This window comes from Streptococcus infantis, assembly GCF_047465525.1.
Classification (GTDB): Bacteria; Bacillota; Bacilli; order Lactobacillales; family Streptococcaceae; genus Streptococcus; species Streptococcus infantis_R.
Genome location: NZ_JASGZS010000015.1, coordinates 12,341 through 30,527, shown reverse-complemented (window position 1 = coordinate 30,527; position 18,187 = coordinate 12,341). Strand labels below are relative to the sequence as shown.

Genomic DNA, 18,187 nt, shown 5'->3' with positions numbered 1-18,187 from the left:
TATGAAAATTCATGTAATAATAACGATGCTGGCTTTATTTGCCTTTCTCATTGCAGCAGTTTGGTATGCAAGAAAGCAATACAAGATAAATTTTGCAGTTTTGGGGCTTGGGGCAGTTGCATTTTTTGCCTCTTCTCAAGTCTTGGAGAAAATCGTTCATCTCTTGGTTCTTCATCCACAAAAGGATGGGACAGTTCCACTCATGACAGAAAATCCTCTTCTCTATGTGATTTATGGTATTTCTATGGCTGCTTTATTTGAAGAAACAGCTCGACTTATTTTCTTTAAATGGTTGGAGAAGAAAAGACCTTTGGAAGATTCAGATGCTCTTGCTTATGGATTGGGGCATGGTGGTTTAGAGTTGATCTATATTGGGATTGCAAGTTTACTCAATCTCTTCATCCTCTTTTCAGCCGTAGAATCTCAAAATCCAAACATTATGCAACTCTTGCCTGAAAGCACGCTTGCTACGATTAACAATCTAGCGGCATGGCAGATTTACCTTTTGGGATTAGAGAGAATCCTAGCCTTGCTTCTTCAAGTCGGTTTGACCTTCTGGGTTTTCCAAGCTGTTCGCCAAAAAAAATGGATTTATCTAGTAGCGGCTTATGGTTTACACGCCCTATTTGATTTGGCTCCGAGCCTATCTCAAGTTGGTTGGTTGTCAAATCCTCTTCTCGTAGAAGGATTGTTAGCAGTGGAAGTTATTATTTTTATTTACTTTACAAAAACGATCTTTTATAAAAAGCAATAATACAAAAAAGAGGTTCATCCTCTTTTTAGTTTGAGCTTTTGAAAAAGCTAACCAAATCATCGAAAAATAGAGCTAAAAATGGTATAATGGAATGAATTTTATAAAAGGATTAGAAAAATGACCGTATTAGATAAATTAAATGAAACCCTAGAAGGAATCGATATTCGATTCGATGAACCGCTAAAAACTTATACCTATACCAAAGTTGGAGGGAAGGCAGATTATTTAGTATTTCCTCGTAATCGCTACGAGATGGCTCGTGTGGTAAAATTTGCCAATCAAGAGAATATTCCTTGGATGGTTCTTGGAAATGCAAGTAACATTATCGTCCGTGAGGGTGGAGTACGTGGCTTTGTAATCATGTGTGACAAGCTCAATAATGTTTCGGTTGATGGTTACACTATTGAGGCTGAAGCTGGAGCTAACTTGATTGAAACCACTCGCATTGCCCTTCGTCATAGTTTGACTGGTTTTGAGTTCGCTTGTGGTATTCCAGGAAGCGTCGGTGGTGCTGTCTTTATGAATGCTGGCGCTTATGGTGGTGAGATTGCTCATGTTCTCCAGTCTTGTCAAATCTTGACTAAGGAAGGTGAAATCGAAACCTTGTCTGCTAAAGACTTGAACTTTGGTTACCGTCATTCAGCTATTCAAGCATCAGGGGCAGTAGTCCTTTCTGCTAAGTTCGCCCTAGCTCCAGGTAATCACCAAGTCATCAAACAGGAGATGGATCGCTTGACTCACCTTCGTGAACTCAAGCAACCTTTAGAGTATCCTTCATGTGGATCAGTTTTTAAACGTCCAGTGGATCATTTTGCAGGTCAATTGATTGCAGAAGCAGGCTTGAAAGGTTATCGTATCGGTGGCGTCGAAGTCTCAGAAAAGCACGCAGGCTTTATGGTCAATATTGCTGATGGAACTGCTAAGGACTATGAGGAATTAATCGAGTCTGTCATTGAGAAGGTTAAAGAGCACTCAGGCGTTACCCTCGAGAGAGAAGTTCGAATCCTAGGAGAGCATGAATAAAATAAAAATAGCCTAGTTGCTGCTAACTAGAATGTAGAGGGGGTGAAAGCCTATCGGTAGCGAAGATATATGCAGGTGGTCTAACTCCCTGCAAGAGGTAGTAGCGGCCTGACAGAGCCCTGATCTGTTAATCTATGAAAAAGAAGGAATTTATGCCAATTGAAAAAACCAATTATCGAATTCAGAAACGTTTCTAAAGTTTTTGAAGATAGCAACACCAAGGTTCTCAAGGATATTAACTTTGAGTTGGAAGAAGGGAAATTTTATACACTGCTAGGTGCATCTGGTTCAGGAAAATCAACCATCCTCAATATCATCGCTGGTTTGCTAGACGCAACGACTGGAGATATTTTACTGGATGGCGTGCGAATCAATGATATCCCAACCAATAAACGTGATGTTCATACGGTCTTCCAGTCTTACGCCTTGTTCCCACATATGAATGTGTTTGAAAATGTTGCTTTTCCATTGCGTTTGCGTAAGGTCGATAAAAAAGAAATCGAACAACGTGTATTAGAAGTTCTCAAGATGGTACAGTTGGAAGGTTTCGAAAAACGTTCTATTCGTAAGCTATCTGGGGGACAACGTCAGCGTGTAGCTATTGCGCGTGCGATTATCAACCAACCACGTGTGGTCCTCTTGGATGAACCTTTGTCAGCCCTAGACTTGAAGTTGCGGACAGACATGCAGTACGAACTACGTGAACTGCAACAACGCTTGGGTATCACCTTTGTCTTTGTTACCCACGATCAAGAAGAAGCCTTGGCTATGAGTGACTGGATCTTCGTTATGAATGATGGTGAAATTGTTCAGTCAGGAACACCAGTGGACATCTACGATGAGCCAATCAACCACTTTGTTGCAACCTTTATCGGTGAATCAAATATCCTGCCAGGTACCATGATAGAGGACTACTTGGTCGAATTCAACGGTAAACGCTTTGAAGCGGTCGACGGTGGGATGAAGCCAAATGAACCAGTCGAAGTCGTCATTCGCCCAGAGGACTTGCGCATTACCCTTCCAGAAGAAGGCAAGCTCCAAGTGAAGGTTGATACTCAACTTTTTCGTGGAGTGCACTATGAGATTATAGCCTACGATGAACTCGGCAATGAATGGATGATTCACTCAACTCGTAAGGCCATCGTTGGTGAGGAAATCGGTCTGGACTTTGAACCAGAAGATATCCACATCATGCGTCTTAATGAAACAGAAGAAGAGTTCGATGCACGTATCGAGGAATACGTAGAAATTGAAGAGCAAGAAGCAGGTTTGATCAACGCTATCGAGGAGGAAAGAGATGAAGAAAACAACCTCTAAACTCTTTGTAGTGCCCTACATGCTTTGGATTGCACTCTTTGTTTTGGCACCCTTGGTCTTAATTTTTGGACAATCCTTTTTCAATATCGAAGGCCAGTTCAGTTTAGAAAACTATAAATCCTATTTTGCGTCACAAAATTTAACCTATCTCAAAATGAGTTTTAACTCAGTTCTCTATGCTGGGATTGTAACTCTGGTGACGCTTCTTATCAGCTATCCAACAGCCCTATTTCTGACTCGTCTTAAACACCGTCAACTCTGGCTCATGCTCATCATCTTACCAACTTGGATCAACCTTCTCCTTAAGGCCTATGCCTTTATCGGGATTTTTGGGCAAAATGGTTCTATTAATCAATTCCTCGAATTTATCGGAATCGGTTCGCAGCAGTTGCTCTTTACGGATTTCTCATTTATTTTTGTAGCGAGTTACATCGAGCTTCCATTTATGATTTTGCCAATCTTCAATGTCTTGGATGATATGGATAACAATCTCATTAATGCCAGCTATGACCTCGGTGCAACCAAGTGGGAGACTTTCCGTCATGTCATCTTCCCTCTGTCAATGAACGGAGTGCGAAGTGGCGTCCAATCTGTCTTTATCCCGAGTTTAAGTCTCTTTATGTTGACACGATTAATTGGAGGGAACCGAGTGATCACCTTGGGAACTGCCATCGAGCAGAACTTCCTAACCAACGACAACTACGGTATGGGTTCAACTATCGGTGTTGTTCTTATCCTGACCATGTTTATCACCATGTGGGTGACTAAGGAAAGGAGAGAACGATGAAAAAATTATCAAATCTTTACCTAGCCTTTGTCTTTATTGTCCTCTATCTGCCAATCTTTTACTTGATTGGTTATGCCTTCAATGCTGGGGATGATATGAATAGCTTTACTGGTTTTAGCTTGAGTCATTTTAAAACTATGTTTGGTGATGGCCGTCTCATGTTGATCCTCACCCAAACCTTCTTATTGGCCTTTTTATCAGCCTTGATAGCAACCATTATCGGGACTTTCGGTGCCATTTACATCTACCAATCACGCAAAAAATATCAAGAAGCCTTCCTATCACTCAATAACATTTTGATGGTTGCCCCAGACGTCATGATTGGTGCCAGCTTCTTGATTCTCTTTACCCAACTCAAGTTTTCACTTGGTTTTCTGACGGTTCTGTCTAGTCACGTAGCCTTCTCCATTCCAATCGTAGTGCTCATGGTCTTGCCTCGTTTGAAAGAGATGAATGGGGATATGATTCATGCAGCCTATGACCTTGGAGCTAGCCAGTTCCAGATGTTCAAGGAAATTATGCTCCCTTATTTGACACCGTCTATCATCGCAGGCTACTTCATGGCATTCACTTATTCCCTTGATGACTTTGCTGTGACCTTCTTTGTAACGGGAAATGGTTTTTCAACCCTATCAGTCGAGATCTACTCTCGAGCTCGTAAGGGAATTTCGCTAGAAATCAATGCTCTTTCAGCCTTGGTCTTTCTCTTTAGTATTATCCTAGTTGTCGGATATTACTTCATTTCACGTGAGAAGGAGGAGCAAGCATGAAACGACTCTATTCATTTTTAGCAGGAATTCTAGCGATTATCCTTGTCTTGTGGGGAATTTCTTACCATCTTGACAGTAAAATCAATAGTCGCGATAGTCAAAAATTGGTTATCTACAACTGGGGAGACTATATCGATCCTCAACTTCTGGAGAAATTTACAGAAGAAACAGGAATCCAAGTCCAGTACGAAACCTTTGACTCCAACGAAGCCATGTACACGAAAATCAAGCAGGGTGGAACGACTTATGATATTGCCATCCCAAGTGAGTACATGATTAACAAAATGAAGGACGAAGACCTTCTAGTTCCACTGGATTATAGTAAGATTGAGGGCATTGAGAATATCGGTTCTGAATTTCTCAACCAGTCCTTTGATCCCAACAACCAGTACTCTATCCCATACTTCTGGGGGACCTTGGGAATCGTCTACAATGAGACTATGGTGGAAGAAGCGCCTGAACATTGGGACGACCTTTGGAAGCCAGAGTATAAGAACTCCATTATGCTTTTTGATGGGGCGCGTGAAGTACTTGGTTTAGGTCTTAACTCGCTAGGCTATAGCCTCAACTCTAAAGATCCACAGCAGTTGGAGGAAACGGTAGATAAGCTCTATAAGCTAACACCTAATATCAAGGCTATTGTTGCGGATGAGATGAAGGGTTACATGATTCAGAATAATGCTGCCATCGGTGTGACCTTCTCTGGTGAAGCCAGTCAGATGCTAGAGAAAAATGAAAATCTTCGCTATGTCGTTCCGACAGAGGCCAGCAACCTTTGGTTTGACAATATGGTTATTCCCAAAACAGTCAAGAACCAGGATGCAGCCTATGCCTTCATCAACTTCATGTTGAAGCCTGAAAATGCTCTGAAAAATGCAGAGTATGTCGGCTATTCAACACCAAACAATGCTGCTAAGGAAATGCTCCCTGAGGAGACAAAAGAGGATAAGTCCTTCTATCCTGATGCAGATACTATGAAACACCTAGAGGTCTATGAGAAATTTGACCATAAATGGACAGGAATCTACAGCGACCTATTCCTACAATTTAAGATGTATCGAAAGTAGGAATTAGCAGTCACGAAACGAACCAGTTAAACTGGTTCGTTTTTTGAATAGTTGTATAGCTGTATATTTTTACTATCCTATTTGCTTATTTTATAGCCTAGTAGTATACTAAGTTTATAATAATAGAAAGCGGTAACAAATTATGAAAATGTCTACTTTTTTCAAAAAAAGTTATTGGCCAACCTTTTTGATTGTTAACGAAACAATTATACTATTCCATTTAAAGGATGGTTTGGATCGACAATACCTAAAAACTGATTCCATACATTTGGTGATAGGTTACTTTATATTTGCAAATATTTTCGTATTTATGTATAGCAATTCGAAAACTTGGGATAAAAGTTGGGATAAAAAGAAAAATGGCAGTAAGAAAAAATATATCCTGAAAAAGTAATCAGAGATATGGGGAGTTGCTTATTAAAATGGAGATCATTTCCAGTTGACGCAGACTTAAAAAAACGATATAATAAGAAAGTTGAGAATTGGTTTTCTCTCCATCTTAGTTCAGAGAATTGGCGGTGCTGCGAGCCATCTAAGATAGAAAATCATGCTACTCAATCCAACAATTGCATAAGAATCAAAGAATGACAAGTTCATTGAATGAAGGTGGTACCGCGGTTTTTCGCCCTTCGTGATATGGATTTGTCTTTTATTTTTGGAGGTGTTTATGAGAACATTTCTTGTCAAACAAAAATTTCGCCTAGGTGGTGAACGTTTTGATATCAAGGATGAAATGGGCAATGTCGCCTATCAGGTTGAAGGTTCATTTTTTAAGATTCCTAAAACCTTTACCATCTATGATGTTGCTGGTGAACAGGTCAGTGAGATTAGTAAGGAAGTCTTAACTTTCCTACCTCGTTTTGAGATTCAACTGAGTAACGGCGATAGTTTTTATATCCGCAAGAAGTTGACGTTCTTTAGAGATAAGTATGAATTTGACAATCTCGGTATTCGTATCGAAGGAAATGTCTGGGATTTGAATTTTAAATTGCTAGATGACCGCGATCAAGTAATTGCAGAGATTGCTAAGGAACTTTTCCATTTAACCTCTACCTATACCGTAACCGTTTATGACGAATCTTATGCAGACCTAGTCATTTCCCTCTGTGTCGCTATCGACTATGTGGAAATGCTAGAAAGCCAATCAAATTAGTAAAAAGGAGATACATATGAAACAATTATCTAGTGCACAAGTCCGCCAAATGTGGCTTGATTTCTGGGCTACAAAAGGCCACTCAGTAGAACCATCCGTTAGCTTGGTTCCAGTAAACGACCCAACACTTTTGTGGATCAACTCAGGGGTTGCCACTCTTAAAAAATACTTTGATGGAACTATTATCCCTGAAAACCCACGGATTACCAATGCGCAAAAAGCCATCCGTACAAACGATATCGAAAACGTAGGGAAGACTGCTCGTCACCATACTATGTTTGAAATGTTGGGAAACTTCTCAATCGGAGATTATTTCCGTGACGAAGCAATTACATGGGCATATGAGCTTTTGACAAGTCCTGAGTGGTTTGACTTCCCTAAAGAGAAACTTTACATGACTTATTATCCAGATGACAAGGATTCATACAACCGCTGGATTGAAGTGGGAGTAGATCCAAGTCATTTGATCCCAATTGAAGACAACTTCTGGGAAATCGGTGCTGGACCTTCTGGACCTGATACAGAAATCTTCTTTGACCGTGGGGAAGCCTTTGACCCAGAAAATATCGGTCTTCGTCTTCTTGCAGAAGATATCGAAAACGACCGTTACATCGAAATCTGGAACATTGTATTGTCACAATTTAACGCAGACCCTGCTGTTCCTCGTAGCGAGTACAAAGAATTGCCACACAAAAACATTGATACGGGCGCTGGTTTAGAGCGTTTGGTAGCAGTGATCCAAGGGGCTAAGACTAACTTTGAAACAGACCTCTTCATGCCAATTATCCGTGAAGTTGAGAAATTATCTGGTAAGGTTTACGACCAAGATGGCGACAACATGAGCTTCAAGGTTATTGCAGACCACATCCGTTCTCTTTCATTTGCGATTGGTGATGGTGCCCTTCCTGGAAATGAAGGTCGTGGTTATGTCCTTCGTCGTCTCCTCCGTCGTGCCTCTATGCATGGTCAAAAATTGGGTATCAACGAACCTTTCCTTTATAAACTCGTTCCAACTGTTGGAAAAATCATGGAAAGCTACTACCCAGAAGTGCTAGAAAAACGTGACTTTATCGAAAAAATCGTTAAGAGCGAAGAAGAGTCATTTGCTCGTACTCTTCACTCAGGTCAACACTTTGCCCAAGGCATCGTAGCAGACTTGAAAGCTAAAGGACAATCTGTCATCGCTGGTGCAGATGTCTTTAAACTCTATGATACATACGGATTTCCAGTAGAGTTGACAGAAGAAATCGCTGAAGAAGCTGGTATGACTGTAGACCGTGAAGTTTTTGAAGCAGCTATGAAGGAACAACAAGAGCGTGCACGTGCCTCTGCTGTCAAAGGCGGATCTATGGGTATGCAAAATGAAACCCTTCAAAACATCACTGTAGAAAGTGTCTTCAACTACAATGCTAGTCAATTGTCTTCTAAGTTGGTTGCTATCGTAGCGGACAATGCTGAAGTAGAAGCTGTATCAGAAGGAACTGCGTCACTTATCTTTGCAGAGACACCTTTCTACGCTGAAATGGGTGGACAAGTTGCGGACCATGGTCAAATCTTGGATGCTGCAGGAAATGTCGTAGCGACTGTAACAGACGTTCAAAAAGCACCAAACGGACAAGCATTGCACACCGTTGAAGTTCTTGCTCCTCTTGCTCTGAACCAAGAATACACTTTGGCTATCGATAGCAATCGTCGTCATCGTGTCATGAAGAACCACACAGCCACTCACTTGCTTCATGCAGCTCTTCACAATATTCTTGGCCATCATGCAACTCAAGCAGGTTCACTTAATGAAGTAGAATTCCTTCGCTTTGACTTCACTCACTTCCAAGCTGTCACTCCTGAAGAATTGCGTGCTATTGAGCAACAAGTCAATGAGAAGATTTGGGAAGCCATCGCAGTAGAAACAGTTGAGACTGATATTGACACAGCTAAAGAAATGGGAGCTATGGCCCTCTTCGGTGAGAAATACGGTAAGGAAGTTCGCGTAGTCACTATCGGGGACTATTCAGTAGAGCTTTGTGGTGGTACTCACGTTGGCAATACTTCTGAAATTGGTCTCTTCAAGATTGTCAAAGAAGAAGGTATCGGATCAGGAACTCGTCGTATCTTGGCAGTGACTGGTAAAGAGGCCTTTGAAGCTTATCGTGACCAAGAAGATGCACTGAAAGCAGTCGCAGCAACCTTGAAAGCTCCTCAACTCAAAGAAGTACCTCACAAAGTTGAAGGACTTCAAGAACAACTTCGTCAATTGCAAAAAGAAAATGCAGAATTGAAGGAAAAAGCAGCGGCAGCGGCAGCAGGTGATGCCTTCAAGAATGTTCAAGAAGCAAACGGTCACCGTTACATTGCCAGCCAAGTATCTGTATCAGATGCAGGTGCCCTTCGTACCTTTGCGGATAACTGGAAACAAAAAGATTACTCTGATGTTCTTGTTCTTGTCGCAGCTATCGGTGATAAGGTCAATGTCCTTGTAGCCAGCAAGACAAAAGATGTGCATGCAGGTAATGTGATTAAAGAATTAGCTCCAATCGTTGATGGACGTGGTGGTGGTAAACCAGACATGGCCATGGCAGGAGGAAGCAACCAAGCGAAAATCCAAGAATTGTTGGATGCAGTAGCAGGTAAATTGTAAGAAAATAAAGATCTATCCATTCGGATAGGTCTTTTTGTTTAAAAATCATAGAGCAGTTGATTTCTTTGAAGAATAAGCGTATAATATATAAAAATTAATTGAGTATTCACTCAATTCGTTAGGGATTAGGAGAATTAGATAATGGTTATTAAAGCAATACAGTATAATCGTTTTGGTGATGAGAAAGTTCTAGATTTAGTAAATATTACATCTGAACCATTAAAAATGAACCAAGTTAGGGTAGCAGTATTTGCTGTTGGTTTAAATCCTATTGATTATAAAACTTTCGAGGGGGCAAAGCCACTTCGTTTTTTGACTTTCTTAACAAAATTAAAACAACCAAGTCGTTGGTTTGAATCAAAATCATCTTTATTTCCAAGAGGTGTCGCTAGGGATTTTGCTGGTGTTATAACAGAGATTGGTGAAGGAGTGAGCCGTTTTTCAGTAGGTGACAAGGTTTTTGGAACAATAATAAGTGATCCTGGACTTGGTACTAAGAGGGGTGCGTTAGCAACAGAAATTTGTGTTTATGAATCAGAAATTGCATTGAAACCAGATAATATTGATATGTATCATGCTGCTACTATGGGGGTGGCCTCTTTAACAGTCGGTGGTGCTTTTAGAAGAATTCATTTAAATTCAAAAGATGTTGTAGTTATTTCGGCTGCTTCAGGTGGTATTGGAAGTATTGCAGTTCAGTATGCGGTTGCTAAGGGCGCAACTGTTATTGGTATTGCTAGCAAGAATAATGCAGAATATTTAGAGTCTTTAGGTGCTATACCAGTATCTTATGAAGAGGATGTCCAAAAGTCTCTTTTATCAGTAGCTCCAAAACCTATTACAAAATTCTTGGATTGCTATGGTGGTGATTACGTTAAGTTAGCTTTCCATCTTGGATTGAACGGAACTGATATTGGAACTTTAGTACCTTCACCATTTGTTATGATAAAAGGGGCTCAGTTCACTGGGCCAAGACATTCTACATATGATGATTTTAAAATTCTAGAGGAGATGGTCTCAGATGGAAAAATTCAGCTAAATATTGAGAAAGAGTATAGTTTTTCTCTGGAGTCTGTTAGAGAGGCATATCGTAGTCTGAAATTGGGACATACTCGTGGTAAAAGAATTATCAAGATAAAAGAATAGATAGGGAGGAGTTAGCAATGGAAACTATAGAATATAAGTTCGCAGAGACATTAAAATCCAGTAGCTTAAGTTTAAAACAACGTCAAGTATTAATGTCAAGTTTAAAATTATTTTCAGAGATTGGTTTTGAAAATACAACTTCTCATCTTATTGCTGAACACGCTGGAGTCTCAGAAGGAACCGTTTTTAGTTATTTTAAAACCAAGGAAGGTATCCTAGATGCTATTTTATCTACATTTCTAGAGCAAGTTATTCCAGAAGTGATTGCTGATTTTTCGGATAAGAGATTTACAATAGAGCAAAAATCTTTTTCACTTTTTCTAAGAAGCATCGTTCGGGATAGGTTAGTTTTTATTCATAACAATAAAATGCAAGTTAAAATTCTTTTGAGTCGTTCACTTATTGATAAAACTATTTCTGAAGAGTTAGGAAATATCATTGTACACTCTATCATTAATCCGATTAGTCCTGTTTTGAATCAATTTAAAGAAAATGGTGTTATCCGAGATTGGTCAAATGAAAGGATCGTTCGCTATATTTTAGCTTTAAGTCTTTCTTATATTGTTCCTATGATTATAAATGACAAAGAAGATATAAACATTGATAAAGTAACAAATGAAATTGTCGAATGTCTTTCTTTTTCCTTAGTTATCGTAAAATAACTCTTAATTTTAAGTTCACTAAAAAATTAAGAGAGCTCTTTTTAAAACCAAAATAAAAATCCCCAATCGAAGTGATTGAGGATTTTTGTGTTGATTTATCTTACACAATCCCTTGTGCAATCATAGCGTTTGCTACGTTTTCAAAGGCTGCAATGTTAGCACCTGCAAGGTAGTCAGTTCCAAGACCGTAAGTTTCTGCAGTTGTTTTAGCAGTATTGAAGATGTTAGTCATGATATCTTTCAAGCGACCGTCAACTTCTTCACGTGTCCATGAAAGGCGAAGGCTGTTTTGGCTCATTTCAAGAGCTGATACAGCTACTCCACCAGCATTGGCAGCTTTAGCAGGTCCGTAAAGGATTCCATTTTCCTTGTAGACTTTGATAGCTTCAAGGTCACTAGGCATGTTAGCTCCTTCAGATACACAGATAACTCCTTGAGCAACCAAGCGTTTCGCAGCTTCACCATTGATCTCATTTTGAGTCGCACATGGAAGAGCGATATCGTAGTTTCCAGTGTAAGTCCATACAGAACCTTCGTAGTAAGTAGCAGTTGGTTTTTCTGCAGCATACTCAGTCAAACGAGCACGGCGTTTTTCTTTAACGTCTGTAAGAAGGTCAAAGTCGATACCATTTTCATCGATGACATAACCATTTGAGTCAGATACAGAGATAACAGTTGCACCAAGTTCAGTTGCTTTTTGAAGAGCGTATTGAGCTACGTTACCAGAACCTGAAATCACAACTTTCTTACCAGCAAAGCTATTGCCGTTAGCTTTAAGCATTTCTTCAGTGTAGTAAACCAAACCGTAACCAGTTGCTTCTGGACGAATCAAGCTACCACCAAATCCAAGAGGTTTACCAGTCAAGACACCAGCATCAAATTGGTTAAGGCGTTTGTATTGTCCGTAAAGGTAACCAATCTCACGTCCACCTACACCGATATCACCAGCAGGTACGTCAAGAGATGGTCCGATGTATTTTTGCAATTCAGTCATGAAGCTTTGGCAGAAGCGCATCACTTCAGCATCAGTTTTGCCTTTAGGATCGAAGTCTGATCCACCTTTACCTCCACCGATTGGAAGTCCAGTCAAAACGTTTTTAAAGATTTGTTCGAATCCGAGGAATTTCAAGATCCCTTGGTTTACAGTTGGGTGGAAACGAAGTCCGCCTTTATATGGTCCAACAGCTGAGTTAAATTGAACACGGTAACCACGGTTAACTTGAACTTTTCCATCACGGTCAACCCAAGGAACACGGAAAGAAATTACGCGCTCTGGCTCAGTGATACGTGCCAAGATATTTTCTTCAATATACTCAGGGTGTTTTTCAAAGACAGGCTCCAAAGTGCTGAAGAATTCTTCAACCGCCTGGAGAAATTCAGCCTCATGCCCGTTACGAGCTTTTACAGTTTCAAACACGCTTTGGATATATTCTTTAGCAGATGTCATATCGTTCTCCTTTTTGTTGTCATATTTTATTACATGAGTCATTATAGCAGAAAATTTTTTCAGTGTAAAGAAAAAAACACAAATTTTCTAAAAATTCTTTCAATTTGATACAACTGATTCAAAACTTGCTAAAAAACGAACCTTTTCCATGGAAATGGTTTTATTGAAAAGTAAAAGTCAAAGTATGGTATAATATTAAACATAAAAAGGAATCTGGAGGAACAGAATCATGGTATCAACTAAAACACAGGTTGCTGGTTTTGAGTTTGACAATTGCTTGATGAATGCGGCAGGAGTTGCTTGTATGACAGTTGAGGAGTTGGAAGGTGTCAAAAACTCGGCAGCAGGCACCTTTGTCACTAAGACAGCAACCTTGGAATTTCGTCAGGGGAATCCTGAACCACGTTATCAAGATGTTCCACTCGGTTCAATCAACTCTATGGGTCTACCAAATAATGGTTTAGATTATTACTTAAACTATCTTTTAGAGTTACAAGAAAAGGAACCAAACCGTACCTTCTTTTTATCATTAGTAGGAATGTCTCCAGAGGAAACTCATACCATCTTGAAAAAGATTCAAGAGAGTGATTTTCGTGGGTTAACTGAACTCAATCTCTCATGCCCAAATGTTCCAGGTAAGCCACAGATTGCCTATGACTTTGAAACTACAGATCGTATCTTATCAGAAGTCTTTGAGTATTTTACAAAACCTCTAGGAATTAAGCTTCCACCTTATTTTGATATTGTTCATTTTGATCAAGCGGCAGCGATTTTCAACAAATACCCGCTCAAGTTTGTCAACTGTGTTAACTCTATCGGAAATGGTCTTTATATTGAGGACGAGTCTGTTGTAATCCGTCCTAAGAATGGCTTTGGTGGGATTGGTGGAGAATACATCAAACCAACAGCCCTTGCAAATGTCCATGCTTTCTATCAACGCTTGAATCCAGAAATTCAAATCATCGGAACTGGTGGAGTATTAACAGGACGTGATGCTTTTGAACATATCCTATGTGGTGCCAGCATGGTGCAGGTAGGAACTACCCTACATAAAGAAGGTGTAGGTGCTTTTGAACGCATTACAAAGGAACTCAAAGAAATTATGACGGAAAAAGGTTATGAAAACCTTGAAGATTTCCGTGGTAAATTGAATTATATTGATTAAATAAAAGTGAAACTAAAAAGAAAGGAGAAATGATGCTAGCAATAGAAGAAAGCCAAAAGCTATCTTTATCAAATTTACCTAGTTTGACCTTGTTTACAGGCGCTGATCAAGGACAGTATGAAGTCATGAAAACTCAGGTGCTAAAGCAAATCAGCTATGATTCTGCTGATTTGAACTTTGCTTATTTTGACATGAAAGAAGTAGACTACAAAAGCTTGGAACTAGAGCTGATCAGTCTTCCTTTCTTTGCGGATGAAAAAATTGTTATTTTAGATCATTTTCTCGATATAACGACAGCTAAAAAACGCTATCTATCTGATGACGAGCTTAAGGCTTTTGAAGAATATTTGGAAAATCCATCTCCGACGAGTAAATTAGTTATTTTTGCTGAAGGTAAACTAGACAGCAAGAGACGTCTAGTTAAAATTCTAAAGAGGGATGCCAAGATTTTTGAAGCCTTTGAGCCAAAAGAACAAGAGATGCGTGCTTATTTTCAAAAGTGGGCTCAGGAACAAGGACTTACCTTTGCTGGAAAATCTTTCGAACAGTTGCTTATCAAATCAGGTTTTCAATTTAGTGAAATTCAGAAAAATTTACTCTTCTTACAGTCCTACAAAGATAATGGTGACATTACAGAAGAAGACATTGTTGAAGCTATACCAAAGACTTTGCAGGATAATATCTTTGATCTAACCCAGTTGATTTTAGGGAAGAAGATCGATCAGGCGCGTGATTTAGTCAAGGATTTGACCTTGCAGGGAGAAGATGAGATTAAACTGATTGCCATTATGCTGGGGCAGTTCAGACTCTATACACAGGTAAAAATATTGCAAGAGTCTGGTCAGACAGAATCGCAGATGGTCGGCAGTTTAGGTCACTATCTTGGTCGCAATCCTAATCCTTACCAAATCAAATTTGCCCTTCGTGATTCACGAAGACTATCCCTTGATTTTCTCCAGAATTCTATTCGTCATCTTATCCAAGCTGATTACCAAATTAAGACAGGAGTTTATGAGAAAGGCTACCTATTTGAGAAGGCTCTATTGCAGATTGCCAGCCAGTCAAATTGAGCAAATAACTTGAAAAAATAAGATGATTGCGTTATCATCTTTATATAGAAAGAAAAAGAGGTATTACAGATGGCTATTATCTTACCAGATCTTCCATACGCTTACGATGCATTGGAACCATACATCGATGCTGAAACAATGCACTTGCACCATGACAAACACCACCAAACTTATGTTAATAATGCAAATGCAGCTCTTGAAAAACACCCTGAAATCGGTGAAGACCTTGAAGCTTTGCTTGCTGATGTAGAATCTATTCCAGCTGATATCCGTCAAGCGCTTATCAACAACGGTGGTGGACATTTGAACCACGCTCTTTTCTGGGAATTGATGACTCCTGAAAAAACAGCTCCTTCAGCAGAACTTGCAGCAGCAATCGATGAAACTTTCGGTTCATTCGAAGAATTCCAAGCAGCATTCACTGCAGCAGCAACAACTCGTTTTGGTTCTGGATGGGCATGGTTGGTTGTTAACCAAGAAGGTAAACTTGAAGTAACTTCAACTGCAAACCAAGACACACCAATCTCAGAAGGTAAAAAACCAATCTTGGGCTTGGATGTTTGGGAACATGCTTACTACGTGAAATACCGTAACGTTCGTCCTGATTACATCAAAGCTTTCTTCTCAGTTATCAACTGGAATAAAGTAGACGAACTCTACGCAGCAGCTAAATAATCTTAATAACGACACCTTTTGGTTAGAATTTCATCTAACTTGAAAGGTGTTTTTTGTTTGCTTTTCTTAGAAGTAATACTCAATGAAAATCAGAGAGCAAACTAGGAAACTAGCCGCAGGCTGTACTTGAGTACGGCAAGGTGACGTTGACGCGGTTTGAATTTGATTTTCGAAGAGTATAACTGTCTTATGATTTTCCTTTGTTGGATAAGCTTGATTTATGGTATAATGATAAGATAGAAAACGAAGGAGAGATCATGAATATTCAACAATTACGCTACGTTGTGGCTATTGCTAATAGTGGTACTTTTCGTGAAGCGGCTGAAAAGATGTACGTTAGCCAACCCAGTCTATCTATTTCTGTAAGAGACTTGGAAAAAGAGCTAGGTTTCAAGATTTTCCGCAGAACCAGTTCAGGAACTTTTCTTACACGTCGTGGGATGGAATTTTATGAAAAGGCACAAGAGTTGGTTAAAGGATTTGATATTTTCCAAAATCAGTATGCCAATCCTGAAGAGGAGAAAGATGAGTTTTCAATAGCCAGCCAGCACTATGATTTCTTGCCACCAACCATTACAGCTTTTTCGCAACAATATCCTGACTATAAAAATTTCCGTATTTTTGAATCAACAACTGTTCAGATTTTGGATGAAGTAGCCCAAGGACATAGTGAGATTGGAATTATCTACCTCAACAATCAAAACCAAAAGGGAATTATGCAACGGGTTGAAAAGTTAGGACTTGAAGTGATTGAGTTGATTCCTTTCCAAACCCATATCTATCTGCGTGAAGGGCATCCTTTAGCCAAGAAAAAAGAGTTGGTCATGGAGGATTTGGCTGATTTACCAACAGTTCGATTCACACAGGAAAAGGATGAGTATCTTTATTACTCAGAGAACTTTGTGGATACCAGTGCTAGCTCTCAAATGTTTAATGTAACTGACCGTGCTACCTTAAATGGGATTCTTGAAAGAACAAATGCTTATGCGACTGGTTCTGGATTCTTAGATAGCGACAGTGTGAACGGGATTACCGTTATTCCATTAAATGATAATCTCAATAATCGCATGGTTTATGTAAAACGTGAGGAAGTAGACTTGAGCCAAGCAGGGACTTTATTTGTAGAGATTATGCAAGAGTATTTTGATCAGAAGAGGAAAGCATGAAAAAAAGCGGAATAATTGCAGGGATTATAGCAGCCTTGATTATCTTAGATCAATTTGTAAAGGCGTACGTCGTTCAAAATATTGCTCTTGGTGAAATCAAGTCATGGATCCCAAATCTAGTTAGTTTAACCTATCTGCAAAATAGGGGGGCAGCCTTTTCTATGCTTCAAGATCAACAGTGGTTTTTTGCAGTGATTACCTTAGTGGTCATGGTAGGAGCTATCTGCTATTTGCATAAGCATATAGAGGATTCTTTCTGGACTGTCTTTGGACTGGTTTTGATTATTGCAGGTGGTCTAGGAAACTTTATCGATCGCATTAGTCAAGGATTTGTCGTGGATATGTTTCACTTAGACTTTGTTAATTTTGCCATATTTAATGTGGCTGATAGCTATCTGACTGTCGGAGTGATTGTATTATTACTTGCAATGCTAAAAGAGGAAATGAATGGAAATTAAAATTGAAACCGGTGGGGTACGCTTAGATAAGGCTTTGTCAGATTTGACAGAATTGTCTCGTAGCCTCGCTAATGAACAAATCAAGTCTGGTCAGGTCTTGGTCAATGGTCAGGTAAAAAAAGCCAAGTATACGGTTCAAGAGGGCGATGTCGTTACTTATCAGGTGCCAGAACCAGAGGTTTTGGAGTATGTAGCTGAAGATATTCCTCTAGAAATCATTTATCAAGATGAGGATGTAGCAGTAGTCAATAAACCTCAAGGGATGGTTGTTCATCCAAGTGCTGGACATACCAGTGGTACCTTGGTTAACGCCCTTATGTACCACATCAAAGACCTATCAGGCATCAATGGTGTCTTGCGTCCAGGGATTGTCCATCGTATTGATAAGGATACTTCAGGTCTCTTGATGATTGCTAAAAACGATGAAGCCCACTTAGCACTAGCTCAAGAATTGAAGGACAAGAAGTCTCTTCGTAAATATTGGGCCATCGTTCATGGTAATCTTCCAAACGACCGTGGAGTCATTGAAGCGCCGATCGGACGTAGTGAAAAAGACCGTAAGAAACAAGCTGTGACTGCAAAAGGGAAACCAGCAGTGACACGTTTCCAAGTCTTGGAGCGCTTTGGTGATTATACATTGCTGGAATTACAACTGGAAACAGGACGTACTCACCAAATCCGTGTACACATGGCTTACATCGGTCATCCTGTCGCTGGGGATGAGGTTTATGGTCCTCGTAAAACTCTGAAAGGACATGGGCAATTTCTCCATGCCAAGACACTTGGATTTACCCATCCAAGAACAGGTGAAACTATGGAGTTTACTTCCGATATCCCAGCTATCTTTAAAGAGACTTTAGAGAAACTTCGAAATAACTAAAAAAGGACTCAA

General features: G+C 39.7%; 18 protein-coding genes. 17 read left to right on the top strand and 1 reads right to left on the bottom strand.

Annotated features, from left to right (window positions below; genetic code table 11):
- The first annotated feature begins 1 nt into the window (after position 1).
- The 11 genes from QM374_RS06775 to QM374_RS06725 all read left to right on the top strand — a co-directional run bounded on the left by QM374_RS06775 (position 2) and on the right by QM374_RS06725 (position 11,314).
- Entirely contained in the window at positions 2-754 is a 753-nt protein-coding gene (locus QM374_RS06775) for a YhfC family intramembrane metalloprotease (RefSeq protein ID WP_414311255.1), read from the top strand.
- A 117-nt stretch (positions 755-871) separates the two neighbouring features.
- Positions 872-1,777 (top strand): UDP-N-acetylmuramate dehydrogenase, encoded by a 906-nt coding sequence (murB, locus tag QM374_RS06770; protein ID WP_414311254.1) that lies wholly within the window; start codon positions 872-874, stop codon positions 1,775-1,777.
- A 159-nt stretch (positions 1,778-1,936) separates the two neighbouring features.
- Positions 1,937-3,094 (top strand): ABC transporter ATP-binding protein, encoded by a 1,158-nt coding sequence (locus tag QM374_RS06765; protein WP_049526954.1) that lies wholly within the window; start codon positions 1,937-1,939, stop codon positions 3,092-3,094.
- On the top strand, positions 3,075-3,881 hold the full coding sequence (locus tag QM374_RS06760) for an ABC transporter permease (protein WP_000754116.1): 807 nt from the start codon (positions 3,075-3,077) through the stop codon (positions 3,879-3,881). The genes QM374_RS06765 and QM374_RS06760 overlap by 20 nt, the downstream gene beginning before the upstream one ends.
- Positions 3,878-4,651, top strand: a complete 774-nt coding sequence (locus QM374_RS06755) for an ABC transporter permease (protein WP_414311253.1) — start codon at positions 3,878-3,880, stop codon at positions 4,649-4,651. The genes QM374_RS06760 and QM374_RS06755 overlap by 4 nt, the downstream gene beginning before the upstream one ends.
- On the top strand, positions 4,648-5,718 hold the full coding sequence (locus QM374_RS06750) for an ABC transporter substrate-binding protein (protein WP_414311252.1): 1,071 nt from the start codon (positions 4,648-4,650) through the stop codon (positions 5,716-5,718). The genes QM374_RS06755 and QM374_RS06750 overlap by 4 nt, the downstream gene beginning before the upstream one ends.
- Positions 5,719-5,860: 142 nt before the next feature.
- Positions 5,861-6,112 (top strand): hypothetical protein, encoded by a 252-nt coding sequence (locus QM374_RS06745; RefSeq protein ID WP_414311251.1) that lies wholly within the window; start codon positions 5,861-5,863, stop codon positions 6,110-6,112.
- A 273-nt stretch (positions 6,113-6,385) separates the two neighbouring features.
- On the top strand, positions 6,386-6,871 hold the full coding sequence (locus QM374_RS06740) for an LURP-one-related/scramblase family protein (RefSeq protein ID WP_414311250.1): 486 nt from the start codon (positions 6,386-6,388) through the stop codon (positions 6,869-6,871).
- Between the two features lie 16 nt (positions 6,872-6,887).
- On the top strand, positions 6,888-9,506 hold the full coding sequence (alaS, locus tag QM374_RS06735; protein WP_414311249.1) for an alanine--tRNA ligase: 2,619 nt from the start codon (positions 6,888-6,890) through the stop codon (positions 9,504-9,506).
- Between the two features lie 141 nt (positions 9,507-9,647).
- Entirely contained in the window at positions 9,648-10,652 is a 1,005-nt protein-coding gene (locus tag QM374_RS06730) for an NADP-dependent oxidoreductase (protein ID WP_414311248.1), read from the top strand.
- A gap of 17 nt (positions 10,653-10,669) precedes the next feature.
- A complete protein-coding gene (locus QM374_RS06725) occupies positions 10,670-11,314 on the top strand; it encodes a TetR/AcrR family transcriptional regulator (protein WP_414311247.1) in 645 nt (214 codons plus the stop codon).
- A gap of 100 nt (positions 11,315-11,414) precedes the next feature.
- Here QM374_RS06725 and gdhA read toward each other — a convergent pair whose 3' ends face one another.
- Entirely contained in the window at positions 11,415-12,761 is a 1,347-nt protein-coding gene (gene gdhA / locus QM374_RS06720) for an NADP-specific glutamate dehydrogenase (protein WP_045763342.1), read from the bottom strand.
- Between the two features lie 229 nt (positions 12,762-12,990).
- Between gdhA and QM374_RS06715 the strand changes: the two genes are divergently transcribed.
- The 6 genes from QM374_RS06715 (at position 12,991) to QM374_RS06690 (ending at position 18,175) form a co-directional block, all read left to right on the top strand.
- The gene (locus QM374_RS06715) at positions 12,991-13,926 is read left to right on the top strand and encodes a dihydroorotate oxidase (RefSeq protein WP_414311246.1); all 936 of its coding nucleotides are present in this window, start codon (positions 12,991-12,993) and stop codon (positions 13,924-13,926) included.
- 32 nt (positions 13,927-13,958) lie between these two features.
- Positions 13,959-14,996 carry a DNA polymerase III subunit delta gene (gene holA / locus QM374_RS06710; protein WP_414311270.1) on the top strand — a complete coding sequence of 346 codons (1,038 nt, stop codon included), beginning with the start codon at positions 13,959-13,961 and terminating at the stop codon, positions 14,994-14,996.
- A 69-nt stretch (positions 14,997-15,065) separates the two neighbouring features.
- Positions 15,066-15,671 carry a superoxide dismutase SodA gene (gene sodA / locus QM374_RS06705; RefSeq protein ID WP_126419845.1) on the top strand — a complete coding sequence of 202 codons (606 nt, stop codon included), beginning with the start codon at positions 15,066-15,068 and terminating at the stop codon, positions 15,669-15,671.
- Positions 15,672-15,928: 257 nt separating this feature from the next.
- Positions 15,929-16,837, top strand: a complete 909-nt coding sequence (locus tag QM374_RS06700) for a LysR family transcriptional regulator (RefSeq protein WP_414311245.1) — start codon at positions 15,929-15,931, stop codon at positions 16,835-16,837.
- Positions 16,834-17,295: a signal peptidase II gene (gene lspA, locus QM374_RS06695; protein WP_414311244.1), complete on the top strand. Its 462-nt coding sequence runs from the start codon at positions 16,834-16,836 to the stop codon at positions 17,293-17,295. Before QM374_RS06700 ends, lspA begins: the two co-directional genes overlap by 4 nt.
- Complete coding sequence (locus QM374_RS06690; protein WP_414311243.1) at positions 17,285-18,175, top strand: RluA family pseudouridine synthase; 891 nt, start codon at positions 17,285-17,287, stop codon at positions 18,173-18,175. The genes lspA and QM374_RS06690 overlap by 11 nt, the downstream gene beginning before the upstream one ends.
- Positions 18,176-18,187 lie beyond the last annotated feature (12 nt).

Excerpts from the sequence above, each read along its gene's own strand:
- QM374_RS06745 (WP_414311251.1), top strand. The coding sequence starts at position 5,861 with ATGAAAATGTCTACTTTTTTCAAAAAAAGTTATTGGCCAACCTTTTTG.
- QM374_RS06775 (WP_414311255.1), top strand. The coding sequence starts at position 2 with ATGAAAATTCATGTAATAATAACGATGCTGGCTTTATTTGCCTTTCTC.
- QM374_RS06750 (WP_414311252.1), top strand. The coding sequence starts at position 4,648 with ATGAAACGACTCTATTCATTTTTAGCAGGAATTCTAGCGATTATCCTT.
- lspA (WP_414311244.1), top strand. The coding sequence starts at position 16,834 with ATGAAAAAAAGCGGAATAATTGCAGGGATTATAGCAGCCTTGATTATC.
- QM374_RS06740 (WP_414311250.1), top strand. The coding sequence starts at position 6,386 with ATGAGAACATTTCTTGTCAAACAAAAATTTCGCCTAGGTGGTGAACGT.
- holA (WP_414311270.1), top strand. The coding sequence starts at position 13,959 with ATGCTAGCAATAGAAGAAAGCCAAAAGCTATCTTTATCAAATTTACCT.
- alaS (WP_414311249.1), top strand. The coding sequence starts at position 6,888 with ATGAAACAATTATCTAGTGCACAAGTCCGCCAAATGTGGCTTGATTTC.
- QM374_RS06755 (WP_414311253.1), top strand. The coding sequence starts at position 3,878 with ATGAAAAAATTATCAAATCTTTACCTAGCCTTTGTCTTTATTGTCCTC.
- QM374_RS06690 (WP_414311243.1), top strand. The coding sequence starts at position 17,285 with ATGGAAATTAAAATTGAAACCGGTGGGGTACGCTTAGATAAGGCTTTG.
- QM374_RS06760 (WP_000754116.1), top strand. The coding sequence starts at position 3,075 with ATGAAGAAAACAACCTCTAAACTCTTTGTAGTGCCCTACATGCTTTGG.
- sodA (WP_126419845.1), top strand. The coding sequence starts at position 15,066 with ATGGCTATTATCTTACCAGATCTTCCATACGCTTACGATGCATTGGAA.
- QM374_RS06730 (WP_414311248.1), top strand. The coding sequence starts at position 9,648 with ATGGTTATTAAAGCAATACAGTATAATCGTTTTGGTGATGAGAAAGTT.
- murB (WP_414311254.1), top strand. The coding sequence starts at position 872 with ATGACCGTATTAGATAAATTAAATGAAACCCTAGAAGGAATCGATATT.
- QM374_RS06715 (WP_414311246.1), top strand. The coding sequence starts at position 12,991 with ATGGTATCAACTAAAACACAGGTTGCTGGTTTTGAGTTTGACAATTGC.
- gdhA (WP_045763342.1), bottom strand. The coding sequence starts at position 12,761 with ATGACATCTGCTAAAGAATATATCCAAAGCGTGTTTGAAACTGTAAAA.
- QM374_RS06725 (WP_414311247.1), top strand. The coding sequence starts at position 10,670 with ATGGAAACTATAGAATATAAGTTCGCAGAGACATTAAAATCCAGTAGC.
- QM374_RS06700 (WP_414311245.1), top strand. The coding sequence starts at position 15,929 with ATGAATATTCAACAATTACGCTACGTTGTGGCTATTGCTAATAGTGGT.